This window comes from Nocardia sp. CA-129566 (assembly GCF_050956075.1).
Lineage (GTDB): Bacteria > Actinomycetota > Actinomycetes > Mycobacteriales > Mycobacteriaceae > Nocardia.
In genome coordinates this window covers 173,680-189,836 of sequence record NZ_CP192085.1, presented here as the reverse complement: position 1 = coordinate 189,836, position 16,157 = coordinate 173,680, and the positions used below count along the sequence as shown (strand labels likewise).

Here is a 16,157-nt window from a genome sequence, read left to right as displayed (position 1 = left end):
TCTAGGTAGGCTCTCGGGGAGCGCCACTCGACGGGGGAACAGCGATGAATAACGATGAGCGAATGCTCGAGATCGAGTGGATCAATGAGCGGCTCGCGGCGGTGCGTGGCTCCGCGCGTTCCAGAGACGGCAGCGTGAGCATCGAGACAGATGCTGGTGGTCGGATCACCGACCTCTACATCGCCGACTATGCGATGGACAACGGCCCTCAGCACCTGGCCAACCTCATTATCGACCGTCACCGTGTCGCACTGGGCAACGCCGAAGCCGCAGCCGTGCAACTGTTCGAGGAGTCCAGGTGAACGTCGACCCCGCGAAGATGCGCGCCCTCGCCACATACGTACGCATGAACGCGGGCAGGATCACGACGAAGACGCCGATCGCGAAGGTGAGCCGTGATCTGGCTCGGGAGCGGATGGCGGGTTCGAACCTCGCTGTCAAAGTCGAGGAATCACTGAAGGCGATGGACACCGTGCTGGCATACCACAATCGCCGCCTGAGCAGCTTTTGTGACAGCGTGGAGACTGCCGCGGGTGTCTATGAGCAAACAGATGCCGACTGGGCTGCCCAACTCAAGCAGCTCGGGGGCTGATGATGGCGGATGACAATTCGCTGACCATATCCAAGGTGCTCGGCTGGGATCTGCGCTATCTCGGTCAGGTCGTCGACATGATGAACGAGACCTACAAGTTCATCGAGACCGAGGCCACCGCGGCGGGAAATGCGATAGAGCAGTCCAGCGACTACTTCGACAGTTCGGCGGGTGATGCCGCACGGCGACGTGGCCAGGACGATCGCAGCGACACTGTTCAGACCTCGGACGTCATCGAACAGATGGCGTCGAAGCTCAGCTCCCTGGTCTCGACCCTGGAAACCAATATTTCGACGATCCGAACCCGCAAAGCCGAAGCCGAGGAGTCGAGATGGGATCTGTTCGTCACCGAGGACGGCCACGTCAAGTCCCGCACATCGAACGCCGAAACCTACCGCGACCACATCCCGTTTGGTGATGTCGCAGTCGTTGCGAAGGAAATCGTCACCCGGCGTCTGGACAACTTCATCTCGGCCGCCTTCACGCTCGTACAAAGAGCCGATCAGGAAGGCGCGGAGATCTACATCAAGGAAATCGAGAAGCTGTCCGACCGGGTGAAGCAGGGTCTAGTCGTCAAGCCGGACGATCCGGAACTCTCACGAATCCTCGAGGACTATCAAACCGATGTCTCCACCGGGCTGCCGAGACTCTGGCCGGTCGGGTGGCCAGCCGACATCCTCAAGGATCACGGCATAAACGTGAGCCCTTCGCTGATGACCTCCGAAGAGATCTCGGCCATGGAGAATCTGCTGCAGAACCAGGGCGTCGACGCGGTCGCAAAAGCCCTCACCCTCCCCGACCTGGCCAGGAATGCCGCCTTGGCGGAGTATCCGGACTCGGTGGCCGATGGTCAAGGTGATGCCTATCGGCACATGTACTGGAACGCTCTCATGTCGCAACAATTCGGTGAGGACTGGGCGCAAACTTACGCCACGGCCCACGAGAAGACCGGCGGCAATACGCCGCAGCGTGAAGCAATGGACCTCTACAACAATGAAATCGGGCGCGCGATCGGGGCAGCCAACCCAAAAGCCACTCCGGAGGAATTGGCCGCGCTGGTCGGACAGCAGATCAAAGACGGCAAAGCAGTAGTCATCCAGACTTCGAATGCCGATGGCAGTCAACTGCCCGCCCCGCAGATCACCTGGAGCAATCGGGTGACCGAGGCGATGACCGGATCGCCCGCAGGCGTCGGCATTCCGCTACCCGGGAGCAAGTGATCATCTGATGAGAGTCGCAGCCCTGGCCCTCGCCGCCGGTTTGGTACCGGTGCTGCTCGCTGCCGGATGCGGGCCGGACCGGTCCGCTGATAACCGGGAGACCGCGAGCAGCGACTGTCGTGCTTCGTTCGACGTGCGGTCGGGCGGATCATCGCCAAGTGGCGGTTTCACTCTGCTGACCGCCGCGAGGCATGCGGCTTCCGGTGACGTGCCGGTCAAGATGGTGGAGATCACCCGAGCCGCCGGTCTCCAGGACGAGTGGGACACCATGGTGGTCGTTACGCCGGGCATGAAAGCCGAAAAGCTGAACGAACTCGCGAATACCCCCGGAATGTGCTGGCAGAACATGCCCGGCCCATACAACGATGACAAGCCGACGACGGCCTACTACCTGTTCATTCGTGGTGGGTACCCCTTGCGGGTTGCGACCTGGTGGTTCCCCACCGATGACGAACTGGACTTCCGCTGGACGAGTACGAAAGTCGTGTACCCGGATACCGTGCTCACCCCGCTGCACTCACCCGGCGCCGATCCCAAACTCCGCGTGGCTCCCGCGAATTGAGCCGAATCCGCGGATCGCGGGATAGCGTCCGCGGCACCGGAAAGGTTCCCCCGCGACCATGCGAGGTTGACCGTCATGCGGAACGACCAGGTCCGCCGAAAGCGCACGACAGGGGGTCGCGAACGCATTTCAGCTGGTAGATAACGGTTTGCGAGTTGGACGGGGCTCGAACCCACTGGGACGCTTCACAAAAGCCGTGGTCAATCGGCTGAGCTAATCCAAATGTCGGGCCTCAACAGACCTTTCAGAACTCTTCAGTACGTTGCGATGCACCAAGCTACCACCTGTCTGGTGACATAGTCACCAGCCCTTTGCCCGCTGCGAAATTCGGGGTGAGGGAATCGCGTCCGGTATTGCGGTTACGTTCTGCGGTTTCGTTTTCGGAGCGGTCATGCTGTGGCCGCGCCGGATTCCGAAGGGCCACAGCGTCGACGAGATCGCACAACGCATAGCCCGCGAACGCAAGGCGAGATCTCACCTGAAACCGGCTTCTAAGGGGCCTGATTCGGCTAACACCGGTCGGTTCGAGCGGGTTCGCCCAAGCGCACGGGCGACTCCTTGGGCAGAGGTGGTGTTCATCGATGAATGTGGATGAGGGTCGGCCGCCTGCCGTAGGTGTGATCGGGACGGATCTCGCAGGGACGCGCCGCGACCGCTACGAGCTGAATATGCACGGGCTGGCTCGGCGCCACAATTTCGAACTGCCCGAAATTTTGCCCCTCACCGACGAAACCGCGTGCCCCACAGCAGATCTCGTTCTGCCGATGCCCCGGAGTCCCGAAACACCGAACGCGCCCGTTTCCGGTTCGGGAGGCGGGGCGCGTTGCCTACCCGGATCGAGTCGATGGCAGGTGACCTGTACTCGGCGTTGAAGATCGGGTGGTTGCCCCCGACCACGAGACCCCATCGACGATTCGTCGCACCGCTCGACACGATATTGCTAGCGTCGGTCCACGTCAGGAATCACGCGGCGTTGCCGTACAGGGTGAAATATTACCCACCCTGCGGAATTCGATCAGATCCGTTGCCGCGATGTTGGTAGCGATACGGTGCCCCGTTGCCGACACCGGATCGGTGTACCGCAGTCCACCTACGTCGGTGGATCGATGCCCGATTCAGTCGAGGCATCGCTGGGGCGAACAGTCTCACCGAGGTTTGTTGGCGGCGAAGCACGGCTGGGTTCGGATGGCTGGCCCGGCCAGCCGTGTGTCGGCCACGATGTCGGCGTGGAGCTGCTCTTTCGCAGCCGCCTTCATGCCGAGTGCCGGATGCTTTGTCTTTCAAAGGCGCCTCGTCCAATACGTCGGACGCATCACCCGACCCACCCCGGCAAGACCGCCGCCACCATGCACGACTACCACGACGTACTGACCCGGTCACCGCATCCTCGCTACCGAACGCGCACTCGGATACACCTCCGTAGGGTTCCCGACCCCCGACGCAAACGCCGCTACTCACATCGGCAAGGACAGCCGCCGAACACGGCTGATAATGTAGATTGTATCTACATAGATCGTGTCTATATAGATTTGGATTACCTTAGGGGCTCCGGTGGCAGCATCAGGTTTCGTCGGCCGAAAAACCGAGCTAGGACTTCTGAGGACTCGCTTGCAGCGTGTCGCGGAATCCCGCCGAGGTGTGGCCGTTGCGATCAGAGGGCGGCGACAGGTCGGAAAATCGCGACTGGTTCAGGAGTTCTGCGACGCGGAGCAAGTCCCGTATCTGTACTTCACCGCCACGAAAGGTATGCCGGTATCCGAATCGCTGGCGACGTTTCTCGCGGAATTGAAAAGATCGGGGATCGCAGCGAATCCCGAGACCCTCCCCGAGACAATCGGCGGCTGGCCCGACGCCTTCCGGCTCCTGGCCACCACGCTCGGTGATACGCCGACAACCGTCGTAATCGACGAACTACCTTGGCTGGCAGAACAAGACACGGTCTTCGACGGCGCGTTGCAAACGGCGTGGGACCGGTTGCTGCAGCAACGCCCGATTTTGCTGCTACTCCTGGGTAGCGACATCCATATGATGGAACGCCTCACCGCCTACGACCGCCCGTTCTACGGGCGAGCAGACAACCTCATCCTCGATCCGCTCAACCCAGCCGAAGTCGGCCACGCTCTCGGCCTCAACGCCGCTGAGAGCATCGACGCACATTTGATCACCGGCGGGCTGCCAGGCATCTTGCGTAGCTGGCCGCATGGGCTGTCGCCGCTCGAATTCGTGCGACGCGAATGCGACGATCCTGCTGCGCCGCTGTTCGGAGTACCCGAGGCCACTCTCCTCGCCGAGTTCCCCGCACCCGACCAAGCACGACGCGTACTCGAAGCGATCGGAAGCGGGGAACGCACCCACGCCACCATCGCGGCTTCGGCGGGCAGCCGCAGTGGCGCATTGCCTTCCGGGACGTTATCGCCTCTACTTCATCGACTCTCAGTAGAAAAGCAGGTGCTCTCGGTAGACCAGCCACTGTCGATCAAACCCGGGAAACCAGCACTCTACCGAGTCGCCGACAGCAACCTGCGGCTCTACCTCGCAACCCTGCGCTCGGTTCAGGACCTGGTTCGGCGAGGGCGAGTCGACGCAGCCTACGAGTTGTTCGCTCGACGCTGGACCTCATGGCGCGGCAAAGCCGTCGAACCCCTCGTGCGAGAAGCGCTCGAACTGACCGCGCTCGCGGGAGCACTGCCCTGGAAAGACATCACCGCAGTCGGCGGCTGGTGGAACCGCGCCTTCAACCCAGAGATAGACCTCATCGGCACCGACCGCTCCCCCGTTGCTAATCGGGTGATCTTCGCCGGATCGATCAAATGGCTCGCCACCCCATTCGACCACCACGATCTAGCCGAACTCACTCGCGGGGTCGCCAGCGTTCCAGGCTTCGTCCCACACGAAACAGCATTGGTCGCAGTGTCCTTAGCCGATATCGAGCGCACCCTCGCCGACACCATCGACCTGGTATGGAACGCCGCCGACGTGCTCTCCGCATGGAGTTGAGGAAGCCGCCACAACGTTTGCCAGCAACCTGTCGACCAGATCATTCAGCTGTCGCCAAGTCCTATCATCAACATTCGGGCTACGTTTCATCCGACAAAGGCTGTGCCGCAACGAACCGGAACTTCTTTAGGCCCGGTCCAGACCTGGAGAACCACCATGAAATCCCGGCATAGACGCCGTCCGGAGGCGCGGGGGTGGGCCGGCGAACCAGGTGGTGATCGCCGTGGTGACGCGGCACAAAGTCGAGGCTGCCTGAATGGTCGATGACCAGGACTTATGCAGGCGGACCTAGGAGGACTTGAACCCTGGTCCGGCGCTTCACGATTCGGCTGGTCAATAGCCTGAGGCAACCCAAATGTTGGGCCTCAACAGACCTTTCAGAACTTTTCAGTACGGTACGAGACACCAAGCTACCACCTGCCTGGTGACATAGTCACCACGCCTTTTGCCCGCCGTGATCTTCGGGGTGGTGACGCCGTCACCACCTCACCGGGTGACGGGATGTCTCCCGCACCGGGTCACGGGACTGGTCCCGCACCGAGTCTGTCACGAGACTTTGCGTGGTCACTGCATTCGATGGATACCGAGAGACCCCCGCTCGACATCGATGGCCGACAAGTCAGCTCGTCCCCGGTGAGTTGCCCATGCGCTCGCCAGATCTGTTGTCGTATTGAGCGGCAACGCGTCTGAGGGCTCCGCCCTGCGATGTACTGTTCGGGTTCGTGAGTGCTCGGGTATCGGTCTCGGGTCCGAAGCGGTGGTATCGACTGGTGGGATCTGGAGGTGCTGTGGTGCGGCGGCGCGATGGCTTACCGATGAACGCGCGGCAGGAACAGTTCAGCGTGGCGTTCGTGCGGATGGTCGCGGCTGCGGCGGGCTGCTCGATCAAGGGTCATGAGACGGACTACGACGGAGTCGATATAACGATCGCTTCATCTGGACCGTTCCCGGTTCGGTGGACACGGGGGTCGATGTCGCCCGGTAGTACGGGAGTTTGGTGTTGGGTTCGACGCGGCGTAGTTTCACCGAGGAGTACAAGGCTCAGGCGGTAGCGTTCGTTCTGGGTGAGGGGCGGCCGGTGGCCGAGGTGGCACGCAATATCGGCTGTCACGAGATGACGTTGAGGAAATGGGTGAAGAGGGCGAAGGAGTCCGGAGCCGAGGATGGTTCCGGGGATAAGTCGCTGACCGACTCGGAGCGGGCCGAGTTGGAGCGGTTGCGTGCGGAGAACGCGGAGTTGAAGATGCAGGTCGCGTTCGCAAAAAAAGTTGCGACCTGGTTCGCGAAAGACCAGCGGTGAAATTCGCCGCGATTGCGGACTGGGCGGCTTCGGGTGAATTCGATGTGGCGTTCATGTGCCAAGAGCTGGCGGTGTCACGGTCGGGCTATTACGCCTGGTGTGGGCGCGGTCCCAGCGACCGCGACACCACCGACGCCGGGCTTATCCGGCTGATCCGCGCGATCCACGTCAAGCTGCGCGGCAACCCGGGCGTGCGCCGGGTGCACGCCGCGCTGCGCGTTGCCGGGCACCGGGTCTCACGCAAGCGGGTGTGGCGGCTGATGCGTGCGACAGGGCTGCGGGGCAGGTATCCGAAACCGTTCCGGCGCACCACGATTCGTGGTTGCAAACCGGTCGATGCACCGGATCTGCTGGGGCGTGACTTCACCGCGGCGGCAGCGAATCAGCGCTGGTGCGGCGACATCACGTACGTGAAAACCTGGGCCGGGTGGGCATATCTGGCCACCGTGATCGACCTGCACAACCGGGCGGTCATCGGCTGGGCGATCGCCGACCACATGCGCACCGGCCTGGTCACCGATGCTCTCGATATGGCCATGGCGCGGCGGCGGCCGCCGGCGGGAGTGATATTTCACAGCGACCGCGGCAGCCAGTACACGTCAAGGGAATTCGCTGATTTCTGCCGGAAGAATGGTGTCCGGCGTTCACTCGGCCGCACGGGTTCATGCTTTGACAATGCAGTCGCGGAATCGTTCTTCGCGACCTACAAGAAGGAGCTGGTACATACCCGTCCGTGGCCGACCCTGGCGTCGTTGAGGAGGGAGACATTCGACTGGATCGAGTCGTACTACAACACGCAACGAAGGCACTCGACGCTCAATTATTTGACGCCACAAGAATATTCGTTAGGGTACAGGGAAATCAGTCAGATCGCGGCATGATCCCGTGTCTACGAAACCGGGAACACTCCAATCGGTGGAGTACCAGAGGATGTACTGCCCACAGATCGAGATGCAGCTCAAATGCACCACTCAGCGCTCCCGGCTGGGCGCGCGCCATCTGTCTTGGACTCTCGAGCGAGGTCCTTTCCTGAAACTGGTGAACCCCAAGCGATTCGCGCCCGCCCTGTTGGGTGTACTGCTCATTCCAGCGGATCCCAATCAGATGCTCGACCTGTCAGAGAAGAGGTTGATCTCCGAGAGTCGCATGTACTGGCAGTTCGCCACGAAACTGGGAACCATCGAGGAGGGGAAGGCGAGCAAGACGGTACATCTACCGCGCACGAATCTGTTCGATGTCGAGGGGCTGCTCAAGATCATGAGAACGGTTGATAATTGGACTCGATGAGGAACGATTCTCTGGGGGACGCATTCGATGACCTCGCCGCGACGCTCACCCCGGCGAAGGTGTCGCAGTATCTGGCCGCACACGACTGGGTACTTGAAACCCGGCAGCCTGGCATCAGCGAAGTGTGGTCGTTACCAGGGGACGAGGGGCCGGAAGGTCGAGTCATGGTGCCGATGGCAACCGACTACATCGATTTTCCCCGGCGCTTCCGGGACTCGATTCGTACACTGGCGGCGGTTTACGGCCTGCACCCTTCTCTGTTGGCCGGAAGGTTCGCCGCACTGCGGTCCGACATCGTGTTCGTGCGTTTGGATCAAGAAACCACACAAGGCGAGATTCCGTTGGGACAGGCGGAATCAACGTTGAGGGCGCTGGTCAAGATGATCAGCTTGGCGAGCGGGGGCAGTGGGCGGGGCCGTCGCTCGGCGTCGGTGAGAAGGCTCATCGAACAACATTTTCGCTTCGGGCACACCAAACCGGGCAGTTTCGTATTCAGCATCGTCTCGCCTGTGGCTGAAGCCGGGAGCTCGGATATCGGATTGAGCGTTCTCGGCCGCACGGTGGTTTCCAGATTGGCCGGGAGCGTATCCCTGGCGAGTCGCTTGGCCGCAGACTGGGACGAAGACGCTCGTTACACTGCGATTGAACAGGGGCTCAGCTCCGCCTTCCTGGGTTCTATCCATGACCTGATCAAGCCGCACCAGGTGCGCGCGTTGGCGTTCACCTTCGATTGGGCGGTCACCGTGGCGCGCCCCCCGGAAGCCGTTTCCCACGTGAGATTTGGCGGCCACATGAAGCAGGCTGTCGCGCACATGCAGGCGGACATGCGTCAATCCGAGCAGTTGCCTGCGGACTTCTTGCCCGGCATGCGTGAAGTCACGGCACCGGGTCACGGTGTGGTTGCTCCCGGACGGGCGCTGCCACGAGGCACCGTGGACTTGGTCGGGGACGTCCGAGCGCTCGATCGTGCAACGCCCGCGGGGAACCCAAGCGCCGCAGGAAGTATCGAACTGCTGGCAGATGTGGAGGGAGAGCGGCATGTCGTGCACGCCCCTCTGGAGCGCGCCGACTACCTGCTCGCCATCGAGGCGCATCGACAAGAATTCCCGATCGCGGTGACCGGCATCCTCGAATACAGGGCCGGCGCCCTCTGGTTGACCGGGGAGATCACTCTGCGGCGAAGTCTGCCCGGTGCAGATCCGATTGACTGAACCATCCCTCGGGGAAGCGTCGTTGATCAACGCGGATGCTCGTCCACCTCCCCGCAGACGTCTCATCGAGCAACGGCCGCGCCCGCTCCCAGAGCCGGGACAGGTTGTGGGTTCGCATGAGTTTGCCGTCAAGCTCGACATGATGCAGCTGGCCCGCCAGGGACAGCACCTCTTTGAGTTGAAGCTCGATGGGCACGATCGCGCAACGCTTGGGTGACTGCGCTCGCCGAAGTTAGCGCCGTCACTTTCGAGGAAGACGCTGGTTCGGACTGATTGATCGGCGAGGTGTCCGGCGATCCCAGGGTGGTCACCGGCAGGCACTGGTCGCGACCCGCTAATCTGCTCATGAACATTGATGTCGCGATCGAAGGTTCAGGGGAGGGCATGGCATCGGCACAGCCAGAGTGGGGGAGTTCAGACCCATCAGCCCGCACGTTACGGCTAGCGATTCTGTGCCCTGATGCGGTTTTCCTCGATCTGATCGACGTCGACTCGTCGAAGGAAAAGTCCTACTCGCAATCGTGTTGTGACTGGCCGGAGTCGAAGCCGCACCTCGCTATCATCGTTGCCCCCCACAACCAGCCAGGCACGAATTCCGGCGAGCGGATTTGGGGACTGGGTATCGTCCGCCCCGCACATAAGACGGACATGGACCGGAAGGTTTTGGTCTCTCATGGACGGCAGTTCCGAGAGCATGTGGCTATCCCAGGAGACTGGTTCAGCGCTGGCAGCTCTGACCGTTTGCCGAAGAGCGGCCCCGTCACGCAAAATGTGAGTGCCGTATTGGCCGATCTTCGGGGGCTCTCACCTTATGTTGCAACAGAAGTGGAGAAGCTGACGCCTCTCCTCGATGATGAGGCGGATTGGGGCGAACGTGAGCTCCGCTGGCGAGACGAGCGCGATGCTCTGTTGCTCTTCGCAAAGATCGCTGGCGTTGCCCCGAAGGACTTCGTTCAGGTCCAACACTGGAACAGGGCTCTAGCTGGGGCGAGCTTCATCAGCGGGCTTCCTGACGCCGCAGCTCAGCTGGAACTCGACGATCCCCATGGGCGTATCGTAGGTAGGCTCGACACAGCTGGCGAGACAGTGGTGCGAAGGTTTGTCGACCCTACGCGTCAGAGGAAGAATTACGACCTTCAGGTGACTTCCGTAGTCGCTCGGCGTGAAATCACGTCAGAGAACGGTTCGATCGATGCCTATTACTATCATGCGGCTACCGAGACACTCGTCATGTTCCGCTACGTCGGGCCCGGACTGGATGTTCTCTCGTCACCTAGCGTCCGGCGCAGCTTAGCTGCGCTCCATGCGCGTTCCCGTGGCCGGATGCGACGTATTCGGCGGAGACCCAACGATTTCGGATTGTTGGAGGACCCAATTTTTGTCCGCGTTCACGCAGACGTACCATTTACGTCGGTGCTGCCGCGCACGATTCCGGGCGCGATCTACCCCGTTGACCAAGTCGAAGCAGCGATTTCGGTCTGGGGGAATAGGAGTTCGCCACGTCCGTTTGCCGTGTTTTGCCGGCATCTTGTACCGACCGATTTCGTCCGACTAGCGCGTGACGGTTGGTTCGGGGCGCGCGAGGTCCCCCTAGACGCGGTCCTCGACTTGGCCGAGATGTCTGCGGATGACCTCGGATGTGCCCTGCTGGTCGTCGACTTCAGTACTCGGCCACGCGGCAACGGGTCGTAACCCGGCGCTGAGGCTTCGATCACGTCAAGACGCTAACGATGGGGGACAACAATCCATGGCCACGCTGGGAGCGGATACGCCTCGCCAAGTCACGCAGGTCCGCGAACAGCTTCACGAGACCTTCGACGGGGTGATCGATGACGGTGACATCGCTCATTTCCAAGGAGGCAACTACGAGCAGCGCTTCCTCTCCCGCGCTCTAGCCGCGCTCGCCGTGCGATGTGTTGCAAAATGCAGTTCGGCCGAAGCGGCTGGATTCGTCACCGACGGCATCGCTGACCAGGGTCTGGACGCAATCGCTCCGCTGCCCGAAAGCGGACAGGTCCTGCTGGTCCAGGCGAAATGGAGCGACAAGGGCACGGCGACCTTTGATGTGGATGCCGCGAAGGCAATGGTCGACGGTCTGAACCGAATCGAGAACGAGCTTTACGAGCAGTTCAATCAGCGTGCCGCGGCTCTTGCTCAAGAGGCGAGGCCGCTGCTCATCACGGGCAGGACGACTCTGGTAATTGCCCTGATGGGTACGGTGGAACCTTCTCCCCCGGCACGTCAGGTCCTGGATAACGCGCTCAACGAGTTCAACAAGTACGGCGCCCGCGTGAACGTCCAAGTCCTGTTCGCTGCTGATTTCCACGAGCAGGTACACGCAGATCTTCGACCGGAATCAATCTGCTTGGACATACGGCTAGACGACTGGTACAAGCAGAAAGGACCGCTTGAGGCATACCAGGGCACAGTCGCCGCTGAAAGCGTCGCCGAGTGGTTTGAAGCGCACGGAACTGCCCTGTTCGAGCACAATCTTCGGGCACCTCTTGGAACCACCGTGACGAACGCGGCGATCGGCCAGACCCTCACATCCAAACCCACCACCTTCTGGCACCTGAACAACGGGATCACCATGATCTGTGATGGTCTGGACGCCAAGCATGACAGCGCAAGGGCTCCACAGAGCAGGCCGACGACGCTATCAGTGACGGGCGCGAGCATCGTCAACGGAGCACAAACCGTACGGGCCATCGCCAGAGCCATGCTCGACGAAGGCGACGCTGCTGCCCACGCAACGCTGAGTATCAAGGTCATCAACACACAGGGCGACAAACAATTCGCGGTTGACGTATCTCAGGCGGCGAACCGGCAAAACGCCATCGAGCCACGCGATCACATTGCGCTTGAACCCGTGCACCAGGCGATCAAGGCAAACCTACGTGCAGAGCTCCGCAAGCACTATGTGATCAAGCGGGGTGAACCCGCCCCCGCTCCGGCCACCGGCTGTTCGCTGGACGAACTCGCGCTTGCCTTGGCCTGCCTGCACCCCGATGCTGAACAGACCGCCCGCGCTAGTAGCTCCACCGAGAATCTCTGGGAGCAGGGACCCAACGGCAGTCATACATTGTTGTTTCATCGAGAACCCTCCCCCCAAAAAGTCTGGCGTTCAGTACTGACACTGCGCGCCACTCGCAGCGCGGTGTATGAGCGGGGCAATGAACTCGACGGCCGCGAGGCCGCAGTTGCCGAACACGGCGGACTTCTCGTTACACACCTGGTGTTCCAGCACCTCGGTGCGACAAGCATCGACGACCCTGACTTCGACTGGGACAGCGAGGTCCTCGAAAAGGTTCCAACCATTGTGGCGGAACTGGTGCGTCGACTGGCGCACCAGATCACTCTTGATGAGCACCGCCCCCAGATCAGAGCCACTTTTCAATCTGCAAAGCGGTGCCAAGAGCTGGCCAAGCAGGTCCTCGACCAATTGGCGGACGGCATAGCCGTTCCCGAACCACCCGCGAAGCAACGTAAGCCGCGCCGCCAGAACACGGTACCGCTCTTGGTTGACCGTCGCGTCATCAAAGAGGGATCGGCGCTTCACTACGTCGCGCAGACTGAGCCAGAACGCAAGGCCCTGGAAAACTGGCTCGTCGAAGATGAAAGACGACGACAGGCGACGTGGGTCAACCACCGCACCAAATCGATCCTGTGGGCATACGACGAACAGCAGTACTCTCCATCTGGGCTCGTGTCGAAAATGTGGTGGGACGCAGGATGGGACGAGCGGCCGGTCGCGAACCAAGGAACGATGCGCTGGTTGCTTCCAGATGGGCGGAGTCTATGGGATCTGGCGCAGCTCATTCACAGTGAAGAAGATGAACCGGGCGATGATGAGAGCTGAGCATGTTGGACGGCCCAGCACCCCGCCCGGGCAGCCGGGGGCGGCGGTTCTGCACTCGGCGACGTACTTAAGGGCTGGGCGTCGAACCTTGTTTCGGCGCTTCATGATTTGCCTGGTCAATAGCCTGAGCTAGCCCAAATGTTGGGCCTCAAGAGACCTTTCAGAACTTTTCACTACGTTGCGAGATCCAATGCTACGGACGGGACCCCGTGAATCGGTCCGGACCGAACCTACGGGGTCAGGTCACACGCAAACCGTTCCGACATGCCCATCACCTGTTTGAGCATGTCAACAGCCCGCCGCTTGCTGGCCGGGCCTAAAATTTTCCCTTCGCGATCTCCCGCAGAGCGCCCTTCTCCAGCTCCGCGTCCGCCAGCAGCCGCTTCAACCTGGCGTTCTGCTCGCGCAGTTCCTTGAGTTCCTTCGCGGCGTCGGTGTCCACCCCGCCGTACTGGCGACGCCAGTTGTACAACGTTGCCGCCGAAACACCCAGATCAGCAGCGCGATCTGCTCACCCGTCTGCCCAGCAGCGGCGAGTTCGTCGGGACGGCGCAGCTTCCGCACGATGTCTTTCGCGGAATACCGCTTGCGTCCTGCCATGTCCCTCAGTATCCCTTCCAGCCCTCACCAGGGCCAACAGGACTCTAATACCGGGTGGTCTCATTCAATGGGAACGGGCCAGTGGGAGAGCTGGCGGCTGATGCGCGTTTTCGAACGCGGTCAGGTGGCGGTCGGTGCCGCCGATGTCGGCGAGCTTGGCGCGGATCGCCGCCAGTTCGGCCCGATTTGCGTCATGCCCGGCGTGGTGCTGGCGTGGGCGTCGGTGACGCGGCGCCGATAAGAGTGTGTTGATCGCGGTAGAAGCCAGCCGGCCAACGCGTCGAGGATGGCGGTTTCGAGGGTGTCGGCGATGGTTCGGCGGGCTCTTGCATGTCACCGTGACCGTCGCGAACCAGGACCTTCAAGGTTGCGTAGCTACAGGGCACCGTCGATCGCTTCCAGGGAGTCGGCGATGGCAAGAAACTCCGCAGCCGCCAGTCCAAGGTCCTCCGCAATCTCGCGGGCGATCTGGGCAGGCTGTCGGATATCGATGCCGACCTTCTCGCCGACCTGCCATCTAATGTCTAGATTGAATTGGCGCTCAGCCAATTTTGAGTACCTAAAACGGCGAAATCGATCGGTCTCCTGCCTGTAACTGCGGTCTCCGGCCTTAAACCGAGCGATGAAATCGGTGAGATCCTGATACGTCATCGGACTGTTCTTGTTCGAGAACTGCTTTCCGGTTCGGAAGTCGTATACCCACATTTCTGTCGTCAGAGGTGCTCCGTCGGCCCGTGGACTCTTCTTGTCGAAAAAGAGCACGCTCGTCTTGACACCACCTTTGAAGAAAATCCCTGTCGGCAGTCTGAGCAGTGTGTGCATGTCGGTGGTTGCCAAGAGCTTCGTGCGGATCCTATCGGCTGCACCGCTGCCGAAGAGCACATTATCTGGCACAACCACGGCAGCACGGCCACCGATTGCGAGCAGCGACAGCGTGTGTTGCAGGAAGTTGAGGTGTGTGCTCGTGGTTTTGATGAAGTCGTCGCGTTCGTAAGACTTGCCTTCACCGCTGTCAATATCGTCGACACCTGGCTTGCGCGACACCGTGCCGAAGGGCGGATTGACGAACACCATCGATGCGTGGGCATCCGGCTTCGCTTCCAGGATGTCACCGACCGATATCAACCCCTCGCCGTCGATCGCGCCGAGGCCGTGCAAAAGCATATTCATGCTCGCTATGCATCCCCGCGAAGCCTTGATCTCCGCGCCACGGATAGCACCAGCCCCCAAGCGCGCGATCTGCTCCTTGCTGGCGTCGGCGGTATAGTTGTCCAAGATGTGCCGGTATGCGGCGATGAGAAAACCTGCGCTCCCGCACGCCGGGTCCACGATCACATCGTCAGGCCGTGGGTCCATCACCTCGACTACGGTGCGGACTAGTGCCCGTGGGGTGAGGAAATTGCCCGCTTCGGTATTCTCCCCCAGACTTTGCGCCAAGAAGTCCTCGTACAAGGCACCCAGTACGTCGGCCCCCATCAGCAACCATTGTCGTGGGGCTATGAGCTCGGTGACCAGTTGCTCAAGTATAGCGGGGTCGCTGATTCGATTCTCCGCCGACCGGTAGATGGTCGCCGCCGTTGTACCCGTCGCTTTGGGCAATTCCTTGAGAGCGTATCGATACTGCGTCTCGAGCTCGGCGCCCCGCTTGTTCTTGAGGGCATCCCACATCCGGGCCGCATGGGGCTCCGCGTCTCCCGAAAGATCGGCGGCGTACTGCTCAGCGGCCAGCTTCATGACCAGCAGGTAGGAGAATTGTTCGAGAAATTCAAGCGTGGAGAGTCCTCGGTCGGCGAGCATCTTGCGATATACCAGGACGGTGTCGCGCAGTTCGGCGAATTGAATCGCGGTGCTGTTCACGACTGCTTGATCTCACTTTCGATGATCGACGCAATGGCTCGGGCGATCCAGTTCACCGATTCAATCGCGTTGAGCGTGGATGCGTGATCAATCGGTCGCCGAACACCATTGTCGAGGTCAGCCGAATGGGAGATGTGGTTGCGGCGGTCTATGATCTTGCCGAGAGTTTCGGCGACCGACTGCGAGTGCCACGGGCCCCCATTGTGACCCTGAGCTCGAAATTCTTTGGCCACATTGCCCCAGAGATCGCCCCCAGCGTAAACATACTTCAGAGTTTCGGCGATCCTCTTCGGATTCTGCAAAGACTGGTATTTTAGCAATTGCTGGACTCTGTCGAGCAACGCATCCCGGTAGTGCAGGCCGCCGAGCTGGATCTTGTCGATGACCGACAGTGGCAATTCAACCTTGCTCAGCACTGGAGGCTTGGCACCGGTGCGATCGGCGAGGACGTACACCGCCGCGTAGATCTCCAGGTGTAGCCAATGGTCGAGCGCCGACACCGTCTGCGTCCAGGCCGAGCGGTAGAGGTCACCCACGTCGAAGGCACCCACGCGCAGCCCGGCAAGATTGACGCCCGCAGCTACCAGATCTCGCGCGTACTGAAGGTTGGTCTCGAAAGCTGCGAACTGCCTGCTCGTCGGCCCGACACTGCTACTCACCCTGATTCCCCTG

15 protein-coding genes are annotated in these 16,157 nt (G+C 61.2%); 12 read left to right on the top strand and 3 right to left on the bottom strand.

The genetic code is table 11. From position 1 onward, the window contains the following. The first annotated feature begins 62 nt into the window (after positions 1-62). The 11 genes from ACQP0C_RS00865 to ACQP0C_RS00815 all read left to right on the top strand — a co-directional run bounded on the left by ACQP0C_RS00865 (position 63) and on the right by ACQP0C_RS00815 (position 13,028). Positions 63-302, top strand: a complete 240-nt coding sequence (locus ACQP0C_RS00865) for a YbaB/EbfC family nucleoid-associated protein (protein WP_433729623.1) — start codon at positions 63-65, stop codon at positions 300-302. After that, a complete protein-coding gene (locus ACQP0C_RS00860; protein WP_433729621.1) occupies positions 299-592 on the top strand; it encodes a type VII secretion target in 294 nt (97 codons plus the stop codon). The genes ACQP0C_RS00865 and ACQP0C_RS00860 overlap by 4 nt, the downstream gene beginning before the upstream one ends. Continuing rightward, complete coding sequence (locus tag ACQP0C_RS00855) at positions 592-1,812, top strand: DUF6973 domain-containing protein (RefSeq protein ID WP_433729619.1); 1,221 nt, start codon at positions 592-594, stop codon at positions 1,810-1,812. Before ACQP0C_RS00860 ends, ACQP0C_RS00855 begins: the two co-directional genes overlap by 1 nt. A gap of 7 nt (positions 1,813-1,819) precedes the next feature. Further along, positions 1,820-2,374, top strand: coding sequence for a hypothetical protein (locus ACQP0C_RS00850; protein ID WP_433729617.1), 555 nt, complete (start codon positions 1,820-1,822; stop codon positions 2,372-2,374). Positions 2,375-3,925: 1,551 nt separating this feature from the next. Continuing rightward, a complete protein-coding gene (locus ACQP0C_RS00845; RefSeq protein WP_433729615.1) occupies positions 3,926-5,371 on the top strand; it encodes an ATP-binding protein in 1,446 nt (481 codons plus the stop codon). A gap of 997 nt (positions 5,372-6,368) precedes the next feature. Then, a complete protein-coding gene (locus tag ACQP0C_RS00840) occupies positions 6,369-6,671 on the top strand; it encodes a transposase (protein WP_433722624.1) in 303 nt (100 codons plus the stop codon). Beyond that, positions 6,668-7,552, top strand: coding sequence for an IS3 family transposase (locus ACQP0C_RS00835; RefSeq protein ID WP_433722626.1), 885 nt, complete (start codon positions 6,668-6,670; stop codon positions 7,550-7,552). Before ACQP0C_RS00840 ends, ACQP0C_RS00835 begins: the two co-directional genes overlap by 4 nt. A 34-nt stretch (positions 7,553-7,586) precedes the next feature. Continuing rightward, positions 7,587-7,958: a DUF4365 domain-containing protein gene (locus tag ACQP0C_RS00830; protein WP_433729613.1), complete on the top strand. Its 372-nt coding sequence runs from the start codon at positions 7,587-7,589 to the stop codon at positions 7,956-7,958. Then, entirely contained in the window at positions 7,955-9,169 is a 1,215-nt protein-coding gene (locus tag ACQP0C_RS00825; RefSeq protein ID WP_433729611.1) for a hypothetical protein, read from the top strand. The genes ACQP0C_RS00830 and ACQP0C_RS00825 overlap by 4 nt, the downstream gene beginning before the upstream one ends. 345 nt (positions 9,170-9,514) lie before the next feature. Continuing rightward, the gene (locus ACQP0C_RS00820; RefSeq protein WP_433729609.1) at positions 9,515-10,861 is read left to right on the top strand and encodes a hypothetical protein; all 1,347 of its coding nucleotides are present in this window, start codon (positions 9,515-9,517) and stop codon (positions 10,859-10,861) included. 55 nt (positions 10,862-10,916) lie between these two features. After that, positions 10,917-13,028: an AIPR family protein gene (locus tag ACQP0C_RS00815; RefSeq protein ID WP_433729607.1), complete on the top strand. Its 2,112-nt coding sequence runs from the start codon at positions 10,917-10,919 to the stop codon at positions 13,026-13,028. Positions 13,029-13,344: 316 nt separating this feature from the next. On the opposite strand, the gene ACQP0C_RS00810 is transcribed toward ACQP0C_RS00815, so the two are convergent. Beyond that, positions 13,345-13,470, bottom strand: coding sequence for a hypothetical protein (locus tag ACQP0C_RS00810; protein WP_433729605.1), 126 nt, complete (start codon positions 13,468-13,470; stop codon positions 13,345-13,347). A gap of 225 nt (positions 13,471-13,695) precedes the next feature. Between ACQP0C_RS00810 and ACQP0C_RS00805 the strand changes: the two genes are divergently transcribed. Beyond that, the gene (locus ACQP0C_RS00805) at positions 13,696-13,869 is read left to right on the top strand and encodes a hypothetical protein (RefSeq protein ID WP_433729603.1); all 174 of its coding nucleotides are present in this window, start codon (positions 13,696-13,698) and stop codon (positions 13,867-13,869) included. Between the two features lie 134 nt (positions 13,870-14,003). Here the strand turns inward: ACQP0C_RS00805 and ACQP0C_RS00800 are convergent, their stop codons facing one another. After that, entirely contained in the window at positions 14,004-15,485 is a 1,482-nt protein-coding gene (locus tag ACQP0C_RS00800) for an HsdM family class I SAM-dependent methyltransferase (protein ID WP_433729601.1), read from the bottom strand. Further along, positions 15,482-16,144, bottom strand: coding sequence for a hypothetical protein (locus ACQP0C_RS00795; RefSeq protein ID WP_433729599.1), 663 nt, complete (start codon positions 16,142-16,144; stop codon positions 15,482-15,484). The genes ACQP0C_RS00800 and ACQP0C_RS00795 overlap by 4 nt, the downstream gene beginning before the upstream one ends. Between the last annotated feature and the right edge of the window lie 13 nt (positions 16,145-16,157).